The following is a 23218-nucleotide window of genomic DNA, read 5'->3' as shown; positions in this document are numbered from 1 at the left end:
CACGAGATTAATCAAGGTAGCAAGTAAGCTGGTGAAATCGAGTCGCTACTTGCATTTTAAATTAGCATCCAGCTTCGTCTATGCGCACTTCTTTTCGGACGTACTGACCCAGGTACAGCAGCTTTCCCTCAACTAAATCACCTTTTTAAAAAATCGAACCCGCACCAAGGGATCAGTCTGCCCAAAAACAGGTGAATCCCCATTTTTTAAGCATCAACCAGACTCCTTCACCTATTCATCCATTTGAAATTCACGAAAATTTAAACCATCGTGATCAAAAGTTGAAAAACGAAATGATTTTAGTTAGCTATGAATAATTCAGGTTTCATTTACATAACACAGCATCCACATAAAAAAAGTCATTTTTTCACACTTTCATTATGAATATAATGGTAAAATAAAAAGCAAATGTTACTAAAATAAGGAGCTTTGCCCATGGAAATGTTTCGCCGCTTTTTAATAAGTACATACCTTCCAAAAAAAGCAGTGATGCTTCGGTTTGAACATCCCAATAAAACCATTGGGTATGTTTTATTGCTAACTGCTTTTTCATTACTACCAGCTTTGCTTTTTATGATACCCACAATTGTAAGCGGTTATCAAAACGCCGTTCAGCATATTGAAACCCCATCCACCGCTGTTTACCTTGAGGATTTCAAACTGTATGAAAAAGAAAAAAGAAATGTTTCTAGTTCTTCGTTTACTCTAGATTCCACCATTACAACTGAGGAGATTTCAAGTGCACCGCCTTTATATGGAATAGGGTTGCTAAAAGATGGTGTCTTTCTTGCCATTAAGGGCCAAGTACAGGTCTATTCATACGAACTTTTAGGATGGAATTCTTTAAGTAAAGAAAATCTTTTACATCACTTAAAAGATATTAAAAATACACTTTTTATCTTCATTCCTCTCTCTGTCTTTTTATTATTTTGTTTAACAGCAGGATTAAAGTTTATTCAAATTACACTGTTTGCTGTGATTGGTCTGTACGCGAGTCGCTTCACCAAAAGAATATTGACGTTCAAACAAGCTTGGGTGTTGAGTGCTTACAGCAGTACTCCCATGACTGTTCTATTTATGGTAATTGATTTGCTCTCTTATTCTGCGCCTTATTCAACAAGCCTTTATTTAGTTGGAGTGCTATTTGCATATGTATTTATTTTATCTAGGCTTCCGATTAAAAAGGAAAAGCGTACCTCTTTAAACGCTTAAGAGGTACGCTTTATAGTAATTAAAAGAAATGAGCGACTTGCTGCAGTTTTTTGGAAAGTGTGGCTAACTCCTGTCCTATTTTATCAGTATTTTCAACATTTGTTAAACAGACAGCTGCCCCATTTTAGCTCATTCATCCATTTCTCTTGTATTTATTGATAATTGTTTCATTTGAGAAATCATACTATCTATATATTGATTCATGTTTTGAAAAAAATTAATATTTTGTTCTGAACTAGTAGCCGTTTGAGAAGCGCCTATTTGTAAAAGATCTGTCATCTCTACTAACTGTCTATTATGGTCAAGTGAATTAGTCGAGGCTTGTTTTAGCATATAACCCGTATTATCAAGAGCAGCAGTTGTTTCTTTTAGTTGTAAAAACATTGATTGCATATGCTCTAACATTAACTGAAAAGACGTAATTAAAGATTTAACTTCAGGAATTTGTTTAAAGGCTACTGTGTAACCTTGGTCCTTAACTTGAAAATGGACAACACCCTCCCCTATTCTTTCCACCTTTTTCTCTAGAGGGTTTGAAATATCTACTGTTACGTTACGATTTTCTACAAGCGTCACAGCTTTTTCCTTCTGCAACAGAATTACTTCACCTGCTATTCCTTCTCTTTGCAGCTCAGCCATTTGTTGTTTTATACTTTGGTTCATTTTACGCTGCAGTTCGTCCGGCTCATTTATATACATTGTCATTAAATTTCTTGTTATTTCAAACGAAGTATTGATTTCTCTTTTCAAACGATTTTCAATCACTGAAACAATACCTTCTTTGGATTTAATATAAGATAAGGCTCCAACTGCAGAGATTGCAAAGATCAATAACAAGATGACAACTGCTAACAACCTTACTGAAAGTGAAAATTGCTGGGATTTTTTCTTTTTTCTCTGTTTGTTCATACTCAATTTTGTTCCCCCCTGTAACTACTAGTCAAAAGTATGACAGAAGGTTGTAAATTCTATGTAAAAAAATTGTTCTCTTTAGGTAAAAAGAACTACTTCGATTTCATTTTTACGACTTTTCTCTTTCCAATATCAACTGAACTGAAGATTCGTAAAATCAACCAGCCACCCGCTATCAGCAAAGTCAGAAAGCTATACACGTACATGCTTTTTTCATTCATCATCCAAATTCCATATACAATGGGTCCTAAAGCAACACCTAGAAATCGCGTTGTCCCGTATAATGACACAACAAATCCTCTTTCTGCATCTGAAGCTGTAGACGTAATCATCATGTTGACGCATGGTAATACAAAGCCAAGCCCACCAAAAGCAAGCGTCAAGCTAAACATTAAAACAGACAGGGAATGAACAAAAATAAGCAAGCCGAACGTTACAAATAATAAACTCGTACCTAGAAGCATTAATTTCTTCATTAGTGCCTCATCGTTTTTAATTCTTTTTCCGCTCCAGTAAGAAGCAAGGGTCATCGCACTGAGAGGGAAGAAAAAAGCTGTTCCCTTAAAAAAACCATCGATATGATACGTTTCCTGAATTAAAAAGGATAGAAAATACAGAACACCAAACACAATAAACAATCCTACCCCTCCTATAAAAAAAAGAGGAAACAATTCTTTTTTTCTTTGGTAAACAATTCGAAAAGCTTGTTGAAAATAAGCTCTAATTCCTAACACATTTTCACTGCCCTTTACATTTTCCACATATCGGCTAATACCTAAAAAAGCCATCAATGCAACTAAAGGATAGACAATAAAAACAGCAGACCATATTACGAGCCCAACAGTTGCACCTATAATAGGAGCAATTACCTTCCCTACTCCGTTATAAACTTCTAATAATCCTAATGCCGTCGCTCGCTTATCATTATGAAACACATCGCCTACTAAGGCCATTGCAAGGGTTGTCGTGCCTGCTGCTCCCATTCCCTGTATCACTCGCCCCCCAATTAGAATTGAAAATGCCTCATTTGGTATGGCCATGCTTAAAAATGAAATAACACTTCCAACCATAATAAAGGTTAACGAAATTAAAATAAGCTTTTTTCTACCGTAACGATCGGATAGGATGCCTGCAATTGGAATTAAAATGGCTGCCGGGATTGTAAAAGCGCTTAAGATAAAGCCTGTTTGCAATTCGTTTAAACCTAAGGACTGCTGAATATTTGGTAACAGAGGAATCAAAGTAGAATTTCCTAACACCATAATGAGCGGTAATAATCCTAGTGAGATCATCATTAATTTTTCTTTCAAAATAAATTCTCCATTCATAGTTAAAGTTGGGCAAGCATAAGCTATAACACCCTGTTTATTTAAAATTTGCTTTCAGGAGGAGCTTATGAAAAGACTATCTGCCCTTGCCGCTCTCGCATTTGTTGGTTATATTTGTCATTATGATATTAAATATGGTACGATCCCTTCCTCAACTGAAGCTGCTCCTGTCATGGCAAATGTTGAGAAAGAAAAACCAACACAAACAACAACACACTTTATAGAAGTAAGAGTAAAAGCTGGTGATACAGTATTGTCCATTATAGAAAAAGCACTAAAAGGCTCTATTCCCGTTTCAATCAATCAGCTATCAAAGGACTTTACAAGCTTAAACAACGGGCTTTCTCCACATGAAATTCAAGTTGGAAAAACATATAAATTTCCTACTTACAAGTAATTACAGCATACTTCTTGTCAAACAAAGATTGTCATTGTTAAAATAAACAAGCGACACTTTATACTAGTTATTTTATCTATAAAGAGTTATTCTATTAATGAATCTAAATTCTTGATTTCTTTTTGAAGGAGAGATTATCACGTGAGTGAAATTATACATCGTACAAAAACACGCCCTGTTAAAGTTGGAAATTTAACAATCGGTGGTAATAATGAAGTAGTTATCCAAAGCATGACAACAACAAAGACACATGATGTTGAAGCAACGGTTGCTGAAATCAAGCGCCTAGAAGAAGCAGGGTGTCAAGTTGTTCGCGTAGCTTGCCCAGATGAGCGCGCAGCAAATGCTATTGCAGATATTAAAAAACAAATCAATATCCCTTTAGTTGTTGACATTCATTTCGATTACCGTCTTGCTTTAAAAGCAATTGAAGGCGGAGCTGATAAAATTCGAATTAACCCAGGAAACATTGGACGCCGTGAAAAAGTTGAAGCTGTTGTGAACGCTGCGAAAGCTAAGGGTATTCCAATTCGTATTGGAGTTAACGCAGGGTCACTTGAAAAGCGTATTCTAGATAAATACGGATATCCAACGGCTGATGGCATGGTGGAAAGTGCATTACATCACATTAAAATTCTAGAGGATTTAGACTTCCACGATATCATCGTATCCATGAAAGCTTCTGATGTAAACCTAGCCATTGAAGCATATGAAAAGGCAGCAAAAGCTTTTGATTATCCTCTACACTTAGGTATCACAGAGTCTGGTACATTATTTGCTGGAACAGTAAAAAGCGCTGCTGGATTAGGTGCTATTTTATCTAAAGGTATTGGAAATACCGTTCGTGTATCTTTAAGTGCCGATCCAGTTGAAGAAGTAAAGGTAGCTCGCGAATTATTAAAATCATTCGGTTTAGCAGCTAACGCAGCGACTTTAATTTCTTGTCCTACATGCGGACGCATTGAAATTGACCTCATTAGCATTGCAAACGAAGTCGAAGAGTATATTTCACACATTAAGGCACCAATTAAAGTTGCCGTATTAGGTTGTGCAGTAAACGGACCTGGTGAAGCTCGTGAAGCCGATATCGGAATTGCTGGCGCTCGAGGTGAAGGATTGCTCTTCCGCAAGGGTGAAATCGTTCGTAAGGTTCCAGAGGAAACAATGGTTGAAGAGTTGAAAAAAGAAGTAGATAAAATTGCTGAAGAATATTATGAAAAACAAAAAGCAGAACAAAATGCTTAAAAAACAGGGTACCGTTTCGGTACCCTGTTTTCTTTGTTAAAAGAACGGGAGGACAAAGGTTCCCACAATAATGGATACAATCCCAATTCCTATTGCCCATGCTCCTAACGTATATGCTCCTTTTCTTCGTGCGATAAACCCTAAAATAATCCCAGCTGCGCCAAGGATAATTGGCAAGAAGAATAACGAAAGAATGGATAGGATTAGCGCAAAACGCCCATACCCTTTCCCTTCATCTCGATCAACTACTTCATGTTCACGATGAATATGCTCTTCACGTGCTGAAGCTGGAACTGCTATCTCAGCAGCCGTTTCTTCCATAAAGTCTGCTTCGTACGCGTCATAATCTATATCCTTACGTCGTTCATGCTGCTCATTCTCCATGTCTATCCCTCACTTTCTGAAATAAAGGAGCATTTATAGTATGTGATGTCATCTTAAAATTATAGTTGTTAATGTTTTCTTACTTTAGTACACTTAACATAACAAGCCGCTAGAGAAGATTTTACAGATTGGAGTGCAATTGGTTGTCTAAACGATTTGGAATTGACATTGATGGAACAGTCACTTCACCCGAAACATTTGTTCCTCATTTGAATAAAGCATTTAATGCAAATTTAACTTACGAAGATATTACGGAGTATGATTTTTTACCTTTTGTAAATGCTACTCGCGAAGAATTAGCACAATGGTTTACAGACAACGAAGCTGCCATTTACAAAACATCCCCTCTTGCTCCACATGCAAAGGAAATTTTGCAGCAATGGCATAAGCAGCATGAGCTCTTTTTTATCAGCGCTCGCTCAGATAAGCTATTGGATGTGACAGAAAATTGGTTTAATGAACATGATGTATCCTTTCATCATATTGAACTAATTGGAACGCACTTTAAAGTAGAAGCAGCGAAAAAGCACAAAGTGGATATCTTTTTTGAGGACAAACACGATAATGCTTGTGATATAAGCGAAGAGTGCGATATACCCGTCATTCTTTTTGATACACCTTATAACCGCCTTCCAGTGCCGTCAAAAGTGGTACGGGTTCATAATTGGATAGAAGCAAATGAATGGGTAAACAATTGGTTAAAAATACAATCATAATTGCAACACTAAAGAGTTTGGGACATAACAAAATGATTGCTTCTAAAAGACGAACACTAGCTGTTCCCATCTCTTTAGTTTGTCTCAACACGTTCGTTCCATTGCGCTACGGCCACTCGCTTTCCGTGGGGAGGAACCTGAGCTTCCTCGCTGCGCTGCGGGATCTCAGTTTTCCCTCTCTTTCCCGCAGGAGTCGAGTGTCCTACGCTCCATTCCACCCTGTTTCCAACATTGTTTTCACAATCAACCAAAAAACCTGAACGATTAAAAGTGAGAAACTCTCGATCGTTCAGGTTTATCATTGGCTGAATTACTTATATCCCAGCCTCTTTGTTTATAAAATTTAGTTTACCACTTGCTCGTTACAATCCGTACATTTGCCGTAGATTTCAAATTTATGTCCCGTTACATCGAATCCCTTTAAGTCTTCGTTTACATACTTCATTGGACAAGCATCAATTTCTTTTGTTTTGCCGCATTCTAAGCAAATAAAGTGATGATGGTGGTGTTTAGTTGCACATTTAAAGCGGAAGTGCTTTTCACTTGAAAGCTCCGTCATCTCTAATATGCCAAGGTCTGCAAATAGTGATAAGTTACGATAAATAGTATCAAAGCTAAGACCTGGATAATCCAATCGCATATGCTCTAACACATCTTTAGCCGTTAAGTACTTATCCGTTTTTGAAAACAACGTAAGCATTTCTTCTCGTTTTCCAGTATGCTTATATCCTTCATCTTTTAACAAATTAATTGCTTCTGACAAATTCATGTTCTTTTCCCCTTTCGCCCTTTGTTAATCATAATTGATATAATTAAAATTATAACAGCAATGACAACAATTGTACCTCCGGGAGCTAAATCTAAATAGTAAGCTGAAAACAACCCACCTAGTACGGATACTTCTCCAAACATGACCGATAATAAAATGGTTTGTTTGAAACCATTAGCTAAGCGAATGCTCGCTGCTACCGGGAGCGTCATTAAGGATGACACTAATAAAATTCCAACAATTCGCATGGAAACCGCAATAACTAAAGCAACCATTACGATAAATAAAAAATGCACCCATTTCGCTTTAATGCCAGATGCTGACGCATGCTCTTCATCAAAGGATAAAATAAATAATTCTTTATAAAATACGAAAACGAGCGTAATAACTACTACCGCAATACCAATAACCGTCCATAAATCCGATCGGCTTACAGCACTCACGCTACCAAACAAATAATTCATTAGGTCATTGTTAAAGCCATCTGCTAATGAAATACAAATGGCACTAATTCCTATTCCGCCCGATAAAATAATGGGAATGGCTAATTCTTGGTAATGCTTGTAAACCGCACGTAGCTTTTCAATGAAAAGCGATCCTCCAACTGAAGCAACCATTCCTAGATATAGTGGATTTACCCCTTGCATAAACCCTACTTTCTGACTCAATAACAAGCTGAAAGAAATTCCGGCAAGAGTTACATGGCTAAGCGCATCTGCAATAAGAGAAAGGCGGCGCACAACGATAAAAGCGCCCAAAAGCGGAGCTAGGATTCCAATAATCATTCCCGTTGCAAATGCATTGCGTAAAAATTCAAATTCAAATAAACTTGCAATCATGCGTGCTGCCCTCCATGGTCATGGTGATGAGTTAACATATGAATGTCATGTCCATAAAACATGGATACATCATGCTCACAAAACGTTTCAAAGTCCTTTGATTCCCCGTGAAAATGTAAAAATTTATTTAAACACGCAACGTGCGTTACTTTATCAGTGATCGTTCCAATATCATGCGTAACAAGTAACAGCGTAATTCCGTGTTCCTTATTTAGCTTTTCTAATAATTGATAAAAATTTTGAACATTTTGAGCATCCACACCAACCGTTGGCTCATCTAATATAAGCAGCTCCGGATCACTCACAAGAGCACGTGCAATAAAAATACGCTGTTGCTGTCCACCGGATAACTCACCTATATTTCGATTTATAAACTCACTCATACCAACTGCCGCTATTGCTTCTTTGACTTTTTTTCGATGTGCTGGTGTCATAAACTTAAACAAGCCAATCTTAGACGTTAGCCCTGTTGATACAACTTCAAATACAGTTGCGGGAAAACCACTGTTAAAACTATTTGCTTTTTGTGACACATAGCCAATTTTGCTTCGCTCTTTAAATTTTCTTTGTTCTGTCCCAAATAAGCGAATTAATCCTTTTGAAGGCTTCTGCAATCCTAGAATACATTTAATAAGCGTTGATTTTCCAGAGCCATTTGGACCCACAAGCCCTAAAAAAGACCCTTTTGGAATTGAAAAGCTAATGTCTTCTAAAACATATCTCCCATCGTATTGGAACGATAATTGTTCAACTTCAATAGCATTCGCTATACTCATATCCATCACCATTCTTTTCTATATTTAAGCACGACGAACAGGGCACGGTTTATTGTCTTAGCCGTTACCCCATTCATGTCAGAATCGTTACGATTTAATCATTCTAGTAGTATACCTCAATCCTACTTTGTTGTAAACTTTAACACATAAAGAAAATAGGCACATGTGGCACTTTCCCTCATACAATATATATAACGAGGAGGGATTGACATGAAAATTGTTCAACAAATCGTTAACAAAAAAATAAATAACTTAACACCCAAAGAGCTGCTTAGCTATAGTAAGCAGTATAATGTATTCATTACACCTGAACAGGCTCATACTCTTGTAAACGTCATTAAGCAAAAACCTGTAAATATTTACAATGAATCTGAGCGGCGTTATTTAATTAAACAAATTGCTCAAGTAACAGATCGTGAAACGGCTAAAAAGGTTAATGAGCTGTTCCAAAAACTGATGTAACATAAACAAAGAGTCTAAGAAAAAACGAAACGATTTTTTCTCAAAGACCACGTATGCCTTTTCTAAAGTCTTTAGGCTGTAATAACCAGTTCGTTCCATTGCGCTGCAGACACTCGCTTTCCGCGGAGAGGAATCTGAGCCTCCTCGCTGCGCTGCGGGGTCTCAGCCTTTCCTCTGTTCCCGCAGGAGTCATATGTCTTACGCTCCATTCCACTAGGCTTTTTAACTTATTTTCAAAACAAACAAAAAGATACCCAAACTATCAAAAGTCGTTAACTTCCACTAGTTCGGATATCTCGTTAGCTCAAATACTTATGTCCCAGCTTATTTTAACTGTTAGCTCATCAGCTTATTTTGTAACTCGGGATCAAACGTTTTTGCTTTTAGCATATCAATTTCAAGCTTATACGGTGCTTTTTTCGTCTTTTTGTCAATACCAACGTACGGCGTTTCTAAAATTTTAGGTACATCCACAAATGCTGGATGATGGACAATGTAATTTAACGCGTCAAATCCAATATGGCCAAATCCAATATTTTCATGTCGGTCTTTTTTAGCCCCACAGCTATTTTTACTATCGTTAACGTGCAGTACTTTAATACGGTCGATACCTACTGTTTTGTCGAATTCGTTTAGCACACCGTCAAAATCATTCACAATATCATAGCCTGCATCGTGAACGTGACATGTATCAAAGCAAACCGACAGCTTTTCGTTATGTGTCACTCCATCAATAATCATAGCGATTTCTTCAAAACTTCTTCCACATTCAGAACCTTTTCCAGCCATTGTTTCTAAAGCAATTTGTACTTCTTGGTCTGGACGAAGCACTTCGTTTAACCCACTAATAATCTGCTTGATTCCTGTTTCTGCCCCCGCTCCTACATGAGCTCCTGGATGAAGCACAATTTGGCGAGCCCCAAGAGCATGCGTGCGCTGAATTTCTGAAGTTAAAAACTCTACTCCAAGCTCAAACGTGGCTGGATTTGTTGTATTCCCAATGTTAATGATATATGGAGCATGCACAACGATATTATCAATACCGTTTTCTTTCATATGCTGTAGACCAGCTTCAATGTTTAGCTCTTCAATTTTTTTGCGTCTTGTATTTTGAGGAGCACCCGTATAAATCATAAACGTATTCGCTCCATATGAAACAGCTTCTTCACTAGCACCAAGTAACATCTTTTTCCCACTCATTGATACGTGTGAACCGATTTTTAACATGTTGTTACCACCTCTGTTTTATCGATTATTCCGGCGCTCGCTTCTTTTTTTCTTCTGAACAAATTTTTGAATTTCTCGAGCACGTTTTTTCTTATAACCAGGTTTTACTTTCTTCGGCTTTTGAATTAAGCGACTTGCTTCTTTATCAACGTCATCCGTTTTCTTTTGACGTTTTTTACGACGGTTGCGGTCATCAATTGAAATCCACTCACCGTTTTTTAAGTCTTTGTTCACAAACTCAATTCCCATTTTCTCAAGTCGAATCACTGCATCTTCATCTTCTACATCATACATTGTAGCAGCAATTCCTGAATATCCAGCACGTGCTGTACGTCCTACACGATGAATATAAAAATCCAGGTCTGAAGGAAGCTCAAAGTTAATTACGTGGCTAATTCCTTCAATATCAATACCGCGAGCTGCTAAATCTGTTGCAACAACGTATTGAAACTCTAAATTTGAGATTTGTTTCATCATTTTCTTACGATCACGCGGCGTTAAATCCCCATGAATACGACCTACGCGAAGACCTTTTGCCATTAAATCATCCGCTACTTCATCAGCCATCTTCTTCGTGTTGGTAAACACAATAGCTAAATATGGGTTATACGACAAAAGCATATCATGTAAAAGTTTAAACTTGTTACGGTGACGAAGTGGTACTAATACATGCTCTAGCTTAGCTGCTGCTACTTGGTTTGGTGATACGTGAGAATACTTAGGGTTATCCATATATTTTTTCAAGAATGGCTTTAATTTCTCTGGAATTGTAGCTGAGAATACAAGCATTTGAAGCTTTTCAGGCATGCTACTCGCTAAGCGATCTACATCTTCTAAAAAGCCCATATCAAGCATTAAATCTGCTTCATCCACAACGATTGCTGCAGTTGTATGAACAAATAACGCTTTTTCATTCACTAAGTCAAATAAACGTGAAGGTGTTCCAACGACAATTTGCGGCTGTTTTTTTAGCTTTTCAATCGTACGCTGCTTGTCTGTTCCACCAATAAAACATTTTGCCGTAATTTCTTTGCCTTCTTCACAGTACTTCGTAATCTTTAGTACTTCTTTATAAATTTGTGAAGCTAACTCACGTGTTGGTGCCGCAATAACAACCTGTACTTCTTGTTTTGCTGGATTTACTTTTTCTAAAAGAGGAAGTAAATATGCATGTGTTTTACCTGTTCCAGTTTGCGACTGACCAATAACGCTGTCTCCCTTTAAAACTGATGGAATTAAGCGTTCTTGAATTTCCGTTGGGTTATAAAACCCTAATTGCTTGATTGCTTCTATTAAAAATGGCTGTAGCTCAAAACGTTCAAAGTTAGTTTTTTCCATATTAAATCTCCTTTTTTTACTGTCACGTTCAATTTTAAACACAATATATGATTATAATCCATTTTGCTCTCGCTGACTACTGATCATTTCGATTCTAAAAACTTATGTTGGGTTTTGCAAACATTTTCGGTACAAATGCATAGGATAAAGAAGAAGTTTACTAACCTAAAGGAGGTGCGCTCTTTGATTCCAAGAAGACCATCCTTTCCCCCTCGTATGCAGAGTCCTTTTGGACCTACTAATACTCAACAAACATTCTTCCCGAATACACAGGGAATCAACCCTCAAAGAACGTCTCGTGGTCCAGGGAATTTACTAGCTCGTATATTTGGAAGAGGTCGTTCTGGTGCCAGAGGTCCTGAAGCCATTGGAGGTTCTGGAGCTGCTGGATCTCAAAGGATGATTCCACCTACTTCTCTATTTAATACGGTTCAAAGTGCAGCTACACCAGCATCGTCTGCTTCATTATTAAGTAACTTGCAGAACTTAACGAACCCTGCTACGCTTAGCTCTATGATGACCAATATTCAAAAGGTTATTAAAGTAGCTGAAACCATGGGGCCAATGGTACAACAATACGGACCACTCGTTAAAAACGCTCCATCTCTCCTAAAAATGTATCAGCTATTACGAACGGCGGATACAGATGAAGGAGAAGAGAATGACGCAAATAACGATAGCGAAGAAAAAGAAAATGAAGTAAGTAAGCAGGTTGATGGTTTAAAAGAGGACGAAAAAGAAAAAAAATCGGAAAGTGACGAGTTTGATTTTGATAATCAAGAAATTAAATCTGTTAAAAAGGTACGCCAATCAACACCAAAGCTTTACATTTAAGATAAAAAAGGTAGAGAGGTTAACATCTACCTTTTATACATACTTGCATCGAAACTAAGGGCTAATTCCAGTTATTGAGATGAACCATTACAGCACCAATATATTCTTTGTATTATTGTTCATGCTTTTATATAATAGAAAGGAGTTTACAAATACTCGTCACCTTATGATGAGGAGGATACTAATGAAGGTTATAAAAATTGCTCCACGCGGCTATTGCTATGGAGTTGTTGATGCAATGGTTATTGCACGCAACGCAGCTTTGGATACATCACTTCCACGCCCAATTTATATATTAGGCATGATTGTGCATAACAAGCACGTAACAGACGCGTTTGAAGAAGATGGAATCATTACCCTAGACGGTGCAAACCGTTTAGAGATTTTAGATAAAATTAATGAAGGTACGGTCATTTTTACAGCTCATGGTGTATCACCAGAAGTAAAAGAACGCGCAAAGGAAAAAGGACTTGTTACCATTGACGCAACGTGTCCAGACGTAACAAAAACCCATGACCTTATTCTTGCAAAAGAAAAAGAAGGCTATGAGGTTGTCTATATCGGCAAAAAAGGCCATCCTGAGCCAGAAGGTGCAGTTGGAATTGCACCTCACATCGTTCATCTAATTGAAAAAGAAGAAGATGTGGAATCCCTTGCGATTACAAGAGATAAAATCATTGTGACTAATCAAACAACAATGAGCCAATGGGACGTAGCCGATGTGATTGAAAAAGTTCAGGAGAAGTACCCTCATGCTGAAGTTCATAAAGAAATTTGCCTAGCAACACAAGTACGTCAAGAAGCGGTAGCGGAACAAGCCGGAGAAGCCGACGTGACAATTGTTGTTGGTGATCCAAAAAGTAATAACTCTAACCGCCTAGCGCAGGTTTCTGAAGAGATTGCTGGAACAAAAGCTTATCGTATTAGCGATATTTCTGAACTTGAAGTGGATTGGCTTAAAGATGCTACTTCTGTTGCTGTAACGGCTGGTGCATCAACTCCTACGCCAATTACAAAAGAAGTCATTAAGTATCTAGAGCAGTTTGACCCTGCTGATGAAACGACTTGGACGCGCGAAAAAGCTGTTCCTTTATCAAAAATCTTACCAAAAGTACGTACAAAAAAATCATCCTAAAAAAAGATGCTCTGATGAGCATCTTTTTTATAGAAACGTAAATGGATTTGTATCAACTTGAGAAGAAAAGATCGTGCACTCAAACTTTTTGTCTTTACATAGCTCTTGCATTTTCTTTTCAACCCCTTGACGCATTACCTTTTCCACATGATGACCAGGATCGATAACGTTCAATCCCATCATCATCGCGTCATGAGCTACGTGAAAATATAAGTCTCCTGTAACGTAAACGTCCGCACCTTTAAACTTTGCATTAGAGATGTATTTGTTACCATCTCCACCTAATACGGCTACCTTTTTCACCGTATCATGTAAGTCACCAACAACTCTTAGCCCTTCTACATCTAACGCTTCTTTTACATGATGAGCAAATTCTTTTAAAGTCATCTCACGAGGAAGCTTTCCAATCTTCCCAAGACCGTACTCTTTTCCTTTTTGCTTAAGCTTATAAATGTCATACGCTACTTCTTCATATGGGTGAGCACGCAGCACAGCTTGTACAACTTTTTTTTGAAGCTTTGCTGGAAAGATCGTTTCAATTTTCACTTCGTTCACGCGTTCTGCAGTACCCTGTGAGCCGATATAAGGGTTTGCCTGCTCAGATGGAGTGAAGGTTCCAATCCCTTCTGTAAAGAAAGCACAGCCACTATATAGCCCTACCTCACCTGCACCGGCTTCTGAGATAGCTTGGTGAACGGCTTCATAGTGAGTTTTTGGCACATAGACTACAAGTTTATTTAGTTCTTCAGCACCCGTTGGAACAAGCACTTCGGTATTTTGCAAACCTAATGCATCAGCTAACAAATCGTTAACCCCACCCTCAGTAATATCTAAGTTCGTATGAGCAGCGTATACCGCAATATCATGTTTAATGCACTTTTCAACAATACGGCCAGCGGGTTGGTCCGTTTGAATTTGTTGTAATGGTCGAAAGATAGGAGGATGATGAGCGATAATGAGATCAACATGTTTTTCAATCGCTTCATCAACAACCGTTTCTAATACATCTAAGGTAATTATCACTTTATGAACCGGCTTGTTTAATGTCCCGATTTGCAAACCAATTTTATCCCCTTCCATAGCTAAGTGCTTCGGGGAAAAAGACTCAAACAGTTCAATAACTTGATAACCGTTTGGTACTTTATTCATGATAAAACCTCCTCAATGATTCGAATTTCATTTTCTAGCTTTTTCTTTTTTTCTTGCCCTTCTTTTGTTGTAGCTGATTTCTCCATTTGCTCGACGATCTTTTTTGTATGAGCTAGCTCATGATTCCATTTCTTTTTAAAAGCATCGTTTTTCTCTTTTGCTAAGATTGGACCTACTAAAATTCCCGCTTCAACTTTTTCATCATAAGACTCTAACGGCTCTCCTTGTTCAGCAACAAGAATTTCATAGATTCGACCGTCATCTTCCATGATTTTTTCGTCAATTAAAGACCATTTATGTTCAATTAACCACTGTCTGATATGATGAGCCCCAATATTAGGCTGAAGCACAAGTCTTGTAACGCCCTGTAGCTTTTCTTTCCCGTCTTCTAAAATGGTTTGAATTAAAGTTCCACCCATTCCTGCAATTGTAATGCAGTCTACTTCACCCGGTTTAATAACAGATAACCCATCGCCTTTTCTTACTTCAATAACGTCTGTTAAGTTTGTTTTTTCTACCTGCTTAACAGCTGATTGAAAAGGACCTTCTGTAATTTCACCTGCAATTGCTCCTTTTATATACCCTTGTAAATATGCATAGCAAGGTAGATAAGCATGATCTGATCCAATATCAGCAAGCATAGCTCCTTTTGGAATTGATTTTGCGACTTCTTCTAGTCGCTTGGATAATTTTAGCTCATTCATTGTCTTGTCACCTATTCTTTATGTAATTACTGTTCCTTATTTTATCACAAACACTGTTGCGAATCATACTGTGACTCCGCTTCTATTATTTCCTATATCCCATAAAAAAAAGCCTCTTCGTTTGTAAGAGGCTACCATAAAAATCCTATTTATTTAATTTCTGAAACCCATTTCGCCATCTCAGGAGCTTTTTCAGCAGATATTAACCCTGGTGGCATTGATCCCTTTCCGTTCACTAGGATATCAGCAATTTCTTCTTCAGAAAGCTTGTCGCCCACTCCTTTTAAAGCTGGCCCTACGCCTCCTTGATACTGATCGCCGTGACATCCAATACAGTTTTGTTGATAGAGATCTTCAGGCTTTGCTGAGGCTTGATCTTCTTCGCCTCCACCTTCTTTTTCAGCGGCTATTTCTTCTGCGTTGTTGAGACCATTAAATGAGAAGGTTACCATTAATCCAATTCCAATAAGTGCAATAAGCAAAAATGGTATCAGTGGATTTCGATTCATTAACTATACCCCCTTTATGTATTCCCATCCCGTGAAATAGCAAAAATAGTATAAGCATCTTTATTTTACTGTAAAACGAGGACAAGTGAAAGGGTTTTATTTACAGAATTATCTAACCTATCCATAAAATCTACTATTTTTCGAAGCGTTTACACTTTTCAAGTAGTTAATTAGCACCCAATTTGCCTAGCAATAACGGAACGCTGAATTTCAGATGTCCCTTCGCCAATCTCCAACAGCTTGGCATCACGTAAAAAGCGCTCAACCTGATACTCTTTCATATAACCGTATCCACCGTGGATTTGAATCGCTTGGCTCGCTACTTCCATACATATTTCAGAGGCATATAGTTTACATATGGCTGCTTCCTTAGTAAAAGGTTTGCCTTGATCTTTCAGCCATGCTGCCTTATAAACCATTGTTCTTGCCAGTTCCACTTTCATGGCCATATCTGCTAGTTTAAATTGGATTGCTTGAAAAGACGAAAGTGTTTTTCCAAACTGCTTTCTTTCTTGTGCATAAGCAAGAGCTTTTTCATAAGCCGCTTGAGCAATTCCAACTCCCATTGCTCCAATTCCAATTCGTCCTCCGTCGAGCGTTTTTAAGAATTGCTTAAATCCCTCTCCTTTTTTGCCAAGTAGATTTTCTTCTGGCACTTTTACGTCTTCTAGAATTAGTTCCGTTGTATTTGAAGCATGAAGTCCCATCTTTTCATAATTATCGATGACTGAGAAACCAGCTGCATCAGTCGGCACAATTAACGCAGAAATCTCTTTTTTTCCTTCATGTCTTGCCGTTACAGCTGTCAAAGCTAAAAATTTTGCATAGCTTGCATTGGTAATGTAGCATTTACTACCGTTAATCATATATTCACCATTTTCTAACTCTGCACTTGTTTCAGTTCCTCCAGCATCACTTCCCGCATTAGGCTCAGTTAACCCAAATGCTCCAAACGATTCTCCTGTGCAGATTGGAACTAAGTATTTTTCTTTTTGCTCCGGTGTTCCAAATAGGTGAATAGGCGCACCCCCTAACGATACATGAGCAGAATATGTAATTCCCGTTGAACCACACGCTCTGCTTAGCTCTTCTACTACAATTGCAAAGCTGACCGTATCAGCACCACCCCCACCATACTCTTCTGGGAAAGGAAGTCCCATAACGCCTAAATCAGATAACTTTTTAAACACATCTAACGGAAATTCTTTCGTCTTGTCTCGTTCCAATGCTCCTGGTGCAACCTCAGCTTCAGAAAACTCTCGAAGTGTTTTTTGAATCATTTTCTGTTCTGCCGTTAATTCAAAATTCATCTCAAATCCCCCCAAACAAAATGTATACGCTTACAATAATTAATTATAAGTCATTTTTGTAAATTTTCTCAACTTTTAAAATAAGAGAATCTATTTCATGATATAATAAACTAAAGTTTCTTTTAAAAAATGACAGCGATTGCATTTAAGGGCGTGACTGGATAAATTAGTGGATTTTTTTTAAAAGAGCATTTGCAAAACAAAACTCATTTCAGTAAAATATATTCAAAGGGTAGTGATTGGTAAAAAAAAGAAGCAAAAAAATAGTTTACTCCTATATAGAAGTAAACTATTAATTCATCACAAATTCTATTCTAAGAAATCCTTTAAGCGCTTGCTGCGGCTTGGATGTCTTAACTTACGTAGCGCTTTTGCTTCAATTTGACGAATACGTTCACGCGTTACGCCAAACACTTTTCCAACTTCTTCAAGTGTACGTGTACGACCATCATCTAAGCCAAAACGAAGACGCAGCACATTTTCTTCACGATCTGTTAACGTATCTAAGACGTCTTCTAATTGCTCTTTTAATAGTTCATAAGCAGCGTGCTCAGAAGGCGATGTTGCATCTTGATCTTCAATGAAGTCACCTAAATGAGAATCATCTTCTTCACCAATAGGCGTTTCAAGTGAAACAGGCTCTTGCGCAATTTTTAAGATTTCACGTACTTTTTCTGGCATTAAATCCATATCCTCTGCAATTTCTTCTGGAGATGGCTCACGACCTAAGTCTTGCAGTAATTGACGTTGAACACGAATTAACTTGTTAATTGTTTCTACCATGTGTACAGGAATACGAATTGTTCTTGCTTGGTCTGCAATCGCACGTGTGATGGCTTGACGAATCCACCATGTTGCATACGTACTAAATTTGTAACCTTTACGGTAATCAAACTTTTCAACTGCTTTAATTAGGCCCATATTTCCTTCTTGAATTAAATCTAAGAAAAGCATGCCGCGTCCTACATATCTCTTAGCAATACTTACAACTAGACGTAAGTTTGCTTCTGCTAAACGGCGCTTAGCTTCTTCATCGCCTTCTTCAATACGTTTTGCCAAGTTAATTTCTTCTTCAGCAGATAGAAGATCTACACGACCAATTTCTTTCAAATACATACGAACAGGGTCATTGATTTTTACTCCTGGTGGCACGCTAAGATCATTCAAATCAAACTCTTCTTCCTTAGACAATTGTTGAATATCTGGATCCGCATCTTCATTTGCTTCTGCTTCACTCATCACTTCAACACCTTGTTCACCAAGGAATTCATAGTATTCATCCATTTGGTCGGACTCAATTTCAAAATTTGCCATGCGCTCGGCAATTTCTTCATATGTGAGAACACCACGTTTTTTACCAATTTCAGTCAATTGTTCTTTGACTTGCTCTATTGTTAAATCTGAATCAAGTTGCTTTGAATGTGCTGATTTTTCAGCCATCAAATCCCCTCCTTCCAAAATTTTGAGGACACCTTTTTTAAAAGTGGGACTAATAAACACGTTTTATTTTAACGCCTTTTTTAATTCCAAAATTTCCATTGCAATCGTCGCAGCCTTTACATAATCCTTTTGACGCTCCGCTTCTTGCCTTTGCTGCTCTTTTTCTTTTATTATGGACTTCTTTTCATAATTCAACACTTGTTGAATGTAATCATGCAACGCTTGCTCCGACAATTCTTCGTTAATTGACATCATCGCTAGTTCCGAAGCTAAACCTGTCAGATTTGAATCAGGAATACGTTCGATAAAGTTGCTTGGGTTAGGACTATACCCTTCTTCGTAGTAACCATACAAGTATGTCACAAGAGCCCTATGTTCTTCTATATTAAACTGTGCTTGAAGCAGATCTTGAATCCGAAACGCTATATCCCTGTCTTTTAGCATATATGCAATTAAATGCCTCTCTGCATTTTCATGTGCAGGAAGAAGGTTTTTTTTGGTGACAGGATGTCTTGATATAGTATTTCTATTCCAAGAATCATTATCCTTTTTCTTTTTCACTTCATGGCGAACTTGTTGCTGCTGTTCCTTTAAAGCATCTAATGAAATTGAAAACTCTTGAGACAGTTGCCTGAGGTAATAGTCTTTTTCGACCGCTTTTGTTAATTGACTAACTGCTTTTAACACTTCATCAATGTACTTCATGCGATCAGCTTCAATCTGCAAGTTCTTACCACGTCGCAAGTATCGCATTTTAAACGCCATAAGCGTCAAGCTGTTTTCAATGACTTCGTTTCGAAATTTTGCTGCTCCAAACTCTTTTATATAATCGTCAGGGTCATATCCATCCGGCATCGTGGCGACTTTTACTGAGCAGCCTGCATCTGTTAAAATATTCACAGCTTTATACGCAGCTTCAATACCTGCCGAGTCTGCATCATAGCATACAATAACGGATTCAACGTTTCGACGAATAATTTTTGCCTGCTCTTCTGTAAGCGCAGTACCCATCGTTGCAATTGACTGTTGACACTCAGCAGTAACCGATGAAATAACGTCTGCGAATCCTTCAAATAAAATGACTTGTTGATTTTTTCTGATGTGTTTTTTTGCACGGTGAAAATTGTAGAGTGTACGACTTTTATTAAAGATTGAAGTTTCGGGACTATTTAGATACTTAGGCTGCCCTTTTATCTCTTTTAATAGGCGACCTGAAAAAGCAATGGTTCTTCCTTGTAAGTCTGCAATAGGAAACATAACTCGATCTCGAAACCGATCGAAATAGCTTTCTTCTTGATTTCGTTTAATAATAAGACCTGCAGCTTCCATTTCATCTGGCTTAAATCCACGCTTTGTTAAAAACTTAGTAACGAAATCCCAGGAATCTAGCGCATATCCAATTTCAAACTCGTCTATAATTTCTCTTGTGAAACCACGGTTGATTAAATAGTCATAGGCTTCCTGGCCTTCTTTTGTATTTACCAATAAATGATGATAAAATTTCTTTAAAAGCTCATGTGCATCAACAAGGGCATTTTCTGACTTTGAACCCTCAGAGCTCGGCTGTTGCACTTCATATTCAAATGGAATGTTTCCTTTATCAGCAAGGTGTTGAGCAGCTTCGGTAAATGAAAGCCCCTCTAAATCCATAACAAATGAAAATGCGTTTCCTCCAGCTCCACAGCCAAAGCAATGATAAATTTGCTTATCTGGCGATACGGAAAACGATGGTGTATTTTCCCCATGAAACGGACACAGCCCAAAATAGTTTCGGCCCTGTTTCGTTAGCTGCACATAGTCGCTTATGACATCGACAATATCTACTGAACGCCGAATACGATCAATCACTTCATCAGGAATTCGATTTGCCATGTTAACAGCTCCGTATTTCTATAGTAATTCTTCATCAAAAGCTAAATTCCTTCACGTTTCGACAATATTTTTTCGAGTGCTGTGCTGAATTTTTCTCTGTCTTCATCGTTAAAAGCTTTAGGACCTTTTGAATAGCGACCTGCTTTTCTTTCCTTTGCTGAAACATATCGAAAAAAAAGAACCGTATCCATATCGTTCTCACTATATACTTTTCCACGTGGAGACAATACATAAACACGTCGACTAAGAAGCATGCTCGCTAACCCTGTATCCTGTGTTACAGCGACATCTCCTTGCTGAACATGATTTAAAATGTATAAGTCTACTGCTTCCTTCTCACTATCTACGTAAACCCACTTACCAGCTGAAGGGTTTGTTTGCATGTGAGCATATGAAGCAACAAAAACAACCTCAACGCAGTATGTATGTGCCAGTTCTACAATCTCTTTTTTTACAGGACACGCATCAGCATCGACAAAAATCGTATAGTTTCTTTTGCTATAACTCTGTATTCTACATCCCTCCACAGATTCCTTCTACCATTTGTAATTTCATGTAGATTGCGTTTGTCGAATACTTTTTAGACTCAATCCTTGACATTTATATAAATAGTTTATTCGTTCTTCACAGAGTCTAAACCTAAAACTATTCTTTTTTATCACAATTTTTAATTATAATATAACTACGCAATATTTTCTACCATAAAGTTAAAGAGTAGCCCTTTACGCAAAGGGCCATCATTCAGGAATGATGGCTCATAAAGCAACACAGTGTTGTCACGTCATTTCTTCGTGCAACTGACAACTGCTTTATTTCTTTTGTTGAATGATTTTCGCAATAATTCCAGCAGTCTCTTCTACAGCTCGATTTGAGACGTCCACTACTTCACATCCAATTTTATCGACAATTCCTTGGAAGAAATCTAACTCCTCTTTAATTCTTTCAATGTTTGCGTAAATAGCTTGGTCATTTAGTCCTAATGATTTTAAACGTTCTTTGCGAATATCATTCAATTTATCAGGACTAATCATCAGGCCAATGCATTTTTTAGGCGACACGTGAAAGAGTTCTTCTGGTGGATCTACTTCCGGTACGATTGGAACGTTAGCCACCTTTAAACGTTTATGAGCTAAAAACTGAGACAGCGGCGTTTTAGACGTTCGTGATACTCCAATGAGCACAATATCTGCTCGCAGAATGCCTCTTGGATCTCGTCCATCATCATATTTAACTGCAAATTCAATCGCTTCCACTTTTTTGAAATAATCATCATCTAGCTTGCGAACCGTTCCTGGTTCATATCTTGGCGATAGCTGATAGGATGATTGAATTTTATCAATAAGCGGTCCAATAATATCAAAAACTTCCACGCCTTTTTTAGCCGCTTCGTTCAGCAAAAAGTTTCGCATTTCTGGTTTCACAAGCGTAAATCCAATAATTCCATTATTCAACTTAGCCAAAGATACCACTTCTGCTAACGTAGCAGTATCTTCTACATAAGGAACTCGTTTAATAATAAACTCCGTCATATTAAATTGACTGGAAGCTGCTTTGACAACTAATTCTGCTGTTTCCCCAACCGAATCTGAAATTACATATAAGCATGGGTTGTTCATTTTGGCACATCCCCTTAATCATTTTAATCACTTCGATTATAATACTTCATCATGAGCCAGTGCTACTAGTAATTTTGTGATATTTGTTTTGGTCACTCTTCCTACTACCTCAAGTCCTGCGTCTACTTTTTTCACCACGGGAATGGCATCAATTTGTTTCTCAATCAGCACTTGTGCAATATCAATGAGAAGCTCTTCACGATGACAATATGTAATGTTAGGCATCCTAGTCATAATAATATGAACAGGAATTGATGTAAGCTCTTGTTTCCCGATGCTGGCACGCAGCAAGTCTTTTCGAGATAGAACTCCTACTAATAACGACTGTTCATCCACAACAAACAACGTTCCTACATCTTCTAGAAACATCGTACAAATCGCATCGTATACGGACACATTCTCATTGACTACAACAGGAATAGATTGATAGTCCTGAACTTGGATTTTTTTGATTTTATCCGTTAGCAGCTGCGCCCCTGTTTTTCCTGTATAGAAATAACCCACACGAGGTCGTGCTTCTAAATAACCTGCCATTGTTAAAATCGCTAAGTCCGGTCGCAGCGTTGCACGCGTTAAGTTTAGCTTATCTGCAATATGCTCTCCAGTAATGGGACCTTGATCTTTTACAATCTGTAAGATGTGCTCTTGTCTTTTATTTAGTTCGATTTTAATCACCACCTAACTGTTAAATGTGACATACTATTTATAGAAACATTATCACTAGCGTCGCATTAAAATAATTCAAAGCCCTTTATAAATCTGAATTTTCTGCAATATTATTCATGCACAAAAAAATCCTTTATAATGGTTGGGTGGTAATAAACCATCCAAATCCAAAATAAAGGACAATAAGCATGGATAAGTTTACACGAAAAACATCATTTGAACAATGGTTTTCACCGATTTTCTCCACAAAACTCGAGGAATTGGTTGAAAGCTATCAATTAAATTCCTATACAAAGAAGCTGTACATTGCTTCATTCTTGAAATTACTCGTATTCGCACAACTCAACGAAACCGAGAGTCTGCGTGCAGTCAGTGAGA

The 23218-nt window shown here is 37.7% G+C and carries 27 protein-coding genes and 1 pseudogene; 9 read left to right on the top strand and 19 right to left on the bottom strand.

The features are described 5' to 3' along the window. A pseudogene (locus tag AS180_RS22740) lies at positions 1 to 136 on the top strand (IS1380 family transposase); the annotation flags it as partial. A 299-nt stretch (positions 137 to 435) separates the two neighbouring features. Next, complete coding sequence (locus AS180_RS16505) at positions 436 to 1212, top strand: DUF1189 domain-containing protein (RefSeq protein ID WP_062687173.1); 777 nt, start codon at positions 436 to 438, stop codon at positions 1210 to 1212. A 129-nt stretch (positions 1213 to 1341) separates the two neighbouring features. On the opposite strand, the gene AS180_RS16500 is transcribed toward AS180_RS16505, so the two are convergent. Together AS180_RS16500 and AS180_RS16495 are read right to left on the bottom strand one after the other, a co-directional pair. Continuing rightward, entirely contained in the window at positions 1342 to 2127 is a 786-nt protein-coding gene (locus AS180_RS16500) for a hypothetical protein (RefSeq protein ID WP_062687172.1), read from the bottom strand. A gap of 89 nt (positions 2128 to 2216) precedes the next feature. Further along, entirely contained in the window at positions 2217 to 3434 is a 1218-nt protein-coding gene (locus tag AS180_RS16495) for an MFS transporter (RefSeq protein WP_025911595.1), read from the bottom strand. 85 nt (positions 3435 to 3519) lie between these two features. Here AS180_RS16495 and AS180_RS16490 point away from each other — a divergent pair, with 85 nt between their 5' ends. Next, positions 3520 to 3849, top strand: coding sequence for a LysM peptidoglycan-binding domain-containing protein (locus AS180_RS16490; protein WP_062687171.1), 330 nt, complete (start codon positions 3520 to 3522; stop codon positions 3847 to 3849). A 150-nt stretch (positions 3850 to 3999) separates the two neighbouring features. After that, the gene (ispG, locus tag AS180_RS16485) at positions 4000 to 5094 is read left to right on the top strand and encodes a flavodoxin-dependent (E)-4-hydroxy-3-methylbut-2-enyl-diphosphate synthase (protein ID WP_174521173.1); all 1095 of its coding nucleotides are present in this window, start codon (positions 4000 to 4002) and stop codon (positions 5092 to 5094) included. Positions 5095 to 5130: 36 nt separating this feature from the next. Here the strand turns inward: ispG and AS180_RS16480 are convergent, their stop codons facing one another. Beyond that, positions 5131 to 5478: a DUF4190 domain-containing protein gene (locus AS180_RS16480; RefSeq protein WP_025911599.1), complete on the bottom strand. Its 348-nt coding sequence runs from the start codon at positions 5476 to 5478 to the stop codon at positions 5131 to 5133. Between the two features lie 143 nt (positions 5479 to 5621). On the opposite strand from AS180_RS16480, the gene AS180_RS16475 reads away from it, so the two are divergent. Further along, positions 5622 to 6194, top strand: coding sequence for a 5' nucleotidase, NT5C type (locus AS180_RS16475; RefSeq protein ID WP_062687170.1), 573 nt, complete (start codon positions 5622 to 5624; stop codon positions 6192 to 6194). 74 nt (positions 6195 to 6268) lie between these two features. Here the strand turns inward: AS180_RS16475 and AS180_RS22735 are convergent, their stop codons facing one another. From AS180_RS22735 to AS180_RS16455, 4 genes are all read right to left on the bottom strand, one after another. Further along, complete coding sequence (locus tag AS180_RS22735; RefSeq protein ID WP_156413502.1) at positions 6269 to 6412, bottom strand: hypothetical protein; 144 nt, start codon at positions 6410 to 6412, stop codon at positions 6269 to 6271. A 125-nt stretch (positions 6413 to 6537) separates the two neighbouring features. Next, a complete protein-coding gene (locus tag AS180_RS16465) occupies positions 6538 to 6963 on the bottom strand; it encodes a Fur family transcriptional regulator (RefSeq protein WP_025911602.1) in 426 nt (141 codons plus the stop codon). Continuing rightward, positions 6960 to 7802 (bottom strand): metal ABC transporter permease, encoded by an 843-nt coding sequence (locus AS180_RS16460; protein ID WP_025911604.1) that lies wholly within the window; start codon positions 7800 to 7802, stop codon positions 6960 to 6962. The genes AS180_RS16465 and AS180_RS16460 overlap by 4 nt, the downstream gene beginning before the upstream one ends. Continuing rightward, positions 7799 to 8578 (bottom strand): metal ABC transporter ATP-binding protein, encoded by a 780-nt coding sequence (locus AS180_RS16455; RefSeq protein ID WP_078989269.1) that lies wholly within the window; start codon positions 8576 to 8578, stop codon positions 7799 to 7801. The genes AS180_RS16460 and AS180_RS16455 overlap by 4 nt, the downstream gene beginning before the upstream one ends. A gap of 210 nt (positions 8579 to 8788) precedes the next feature. On the opposite strand from AS180_RS16455, the gene AS180_RS16450 reads away from it, so the two are divergent. Further along, entirely contained in the window at positions 8789 to 9040 is a 252-nt protein-coding gene (locus tag AS180_RS16450) for a DUF2624 domain-containing protein (protein ID WP_025911607.1), read from the top strand. Between the two features lie 71 nt (positions 9041 to 9111). Here AS180_RS16450 and AS180_RS22730 read toward each other — a convergent pair whose 3' ends face one another. The 3 genes from AS180_RS22730 to AS180_RS16440 form a co-directional block, all read right to left on the bottom strand. Next, positions 9112 to 9249, bottom strand: a complete 138-nt coding sequence (locus AS180_RS22730) for a hypothetical protein (protein ID WP_156413501.1) — start codon at positions 9247 to 9249, stop codon at positions 9112 to 9114. 127 nt (positions 9250 to 9376) lie between these two features. Continuing rightward, entirely contained in the window at positions 9377 to 10267 is an 891-nt protein-coding gene (locus tag AS180_RS16445) for a deoxyribonuclease IV (RefSeq protein ID WP_025911609.1), read from the bottom strand. Between the two features lie 18 nt (positions 10268 to 10285). Beyond that, the gene (locus AS180_RS16440) at positions 10286 to 11605 is read right to left on the bottom strand and encodes a DEAD/DEAH box helicase (protein WP_025911611.1); all 1320 of its coding nucleotides are present in this window, start codon (positions 11603 to 11605) and stop codon (positions 10286 to 10288) included. Between the two features lie 183 nt (positions 11606 to 11788). Here AS180_RS16440 and vrrA point away from each other — a divergent pair, with 183 nt between their 5' ends. Together vrrA and AS180_RS16430 are read left to right on the top strand one after the other, a co-directional pair. Beyond that, a complete protein-coding gene (vrrA, locus tag AS180_RS16435; protein ID WP_062687168.1) occupies positions 11789 to 12439 on the top strand; it encodes a VrrA/YqfQ family protein in 651 nt (216 codons plus the stop codon). A 184-nt stretch (positions 12440 to 12623) separates the two neighbouring features. Continuing rightward, the gene (locus AS180_RS16430; RefSeq protein WP_061784754.1) at positions 12624 to 13574 is read left to right on the top strand and encodes a 4-hydroxy-3-methylbut-2-enyl diphosphate reductase; all 951 of its coding nucleotides are present in this window, start codon (positions 12624 to 12626) and stop codon (positions 13572 to 13574) included. 27 nt (positions 13575 to 13601) lie between these two features. Here AS180_RS16430 and AS180_RS16425 read toward each other — a convergent pair whose 3' ends face one another. From AS180_RS16425 to AS180_RS16385, 9 genes are all read right to left on the bottom strand, one after another. Next, positions 13602 to 14723 carry a Nif3-like dinuclear metal center hexameric protein gene (locus tag AS180_RS16425; RefSeq protein WP_062687167.1) on the bottom strand — a complete coding sequence of 374 codons (1122 nt, stop codon included), beginning with the start codon at positions 14721 to 14723 and terminating at the stop codon, positions 13602 to 13604. Next, positions 14720 to 15427: a tRNA (adenine(22)-N(1))-methyltransferase gene (locus tag AS180_RS16420; protein ID WP_025911616.1), complete on the bottom strand. Its 708-nt coding sequence runs from the start codon at positions 15425 to 15427 to the stop codon at positions 14720 to 14722. Before AS180_RS16420 ends, AS180_RS16425 begins: the two co-directional genes overlap by 4 nt. 149 nt (positions 15428 to 15576) lie before the next feature. Further along, positions 15577 to 15936, bottom strand: a complete 360-nt coding sequence (gene cccA, locus AS180_RS16415; protein WP_025911618.1) for a cytochrome c550 — start codon at positions 15934 to 15936, stop codon at positions 15577 to 15579. Between the two features lie 170 nt (positions 15937 to 16106). Next, positions 16107 to 17246, bottom strand: a complete 1140-nt coding sequence (locus AS180_RS16410) for an acyl-CoA dehydrogenase family protein (RefSeq protein ID WP_062687166.1) — start codon at positions 17244 to 17246, stop codon at positions 16107 to 16109. A 309-nt stretch (positions 17247 to 17555) separates the two neighbouring features. Continuing rightward, positions 17556 to 18686: an RNA polymerase sigma factor RpoD gene (rpoD, locus tag AS180_RS16405; protein WP_025911620.1), complete on the bottom strand. Its 1131-nt coding sequence runs from the start codon at positions 18684 to 18686 to the stop codon at positions 17556 to 17558. 63 nt (positions 18687 to 18749) lie between these two features. Beyond that, on the bottom strand, positions 18750 to 20558 hold the full coding sequence (gene dnaG / locus AS180_RS16400) for a DNA primase (protein WP_061784757.1): 1809 nt from the start codon (positions 20556 to 20558) through the stop codon (positions 18750 to 18752). Between the two features lie 41 nt (positions 20559 to 20599). Continuing rightward, positions 20600 to 21085: a YaiI/YqxD family protein gene (locus AS180_RS16395; RefSeq protein WP_025911624.1), complete on the bottom strand. Its 486-nt coding sequence runs from the start codon at positions 21083 to 21085 to the stop codon at positions 20600 to 20602. 282 nt (positions 21086 to 21367) lie between these two features. Further along, on the bottom strand, positions 21368 to 22174 hold the full coding sequence (locus AS180_RS16390) for a pyruvate, water dikinase regulatory protein (RefSeq protein ID WP_025911626.1): 807 nt from the start codon (positions 22172 to 22174) through the stop codon (positions 21368 to 21370). A gap of 36 nt (positions 22175 to 22210) precedes the next feature. Next, positions 22211 to 22849 carry a helix-turn-helix transcriptional regulator gene (locus tag AS180_RS16385; RefSeq protein ID WP_090752854.1) on the bottom strand — a complete coding sequence of 213 codons (639 nt, stop codon included), beginning with the start codon at positions 22847 to 22849 and terminating at the stop codon, positions 22211 to 22213. A gap of 179 nt (positions 22850 to 23028) precedes the next feature. On the opposite strand from AS180_RS16385, the gene AS180_RS16380 reads away from it, so the two are divergent. Beyond that, positions 23029 to 23218, top strand: a 190-nt coding sequence (locus AS180_RS16380; RefSeq protein ID WP_139109214.1) for a DUF4372 domain-containing protein, incomplete at its 3' end; no start/stop codon positions are given.

Source organism: Priestia veravalensis, assembly GCF_001457055.1.
Classification (GTDB): domain Bacteria; phylum Bacillota; class Bacilli; order Bacillales; family Bacillaceae_H; genus Priestia; species Priestia flexa.
The sequence above is the reverse complement of the archived record's forward strand: the minus strand, read 5'-3'. Positions and strand labels throughout refer to the sequence as shown.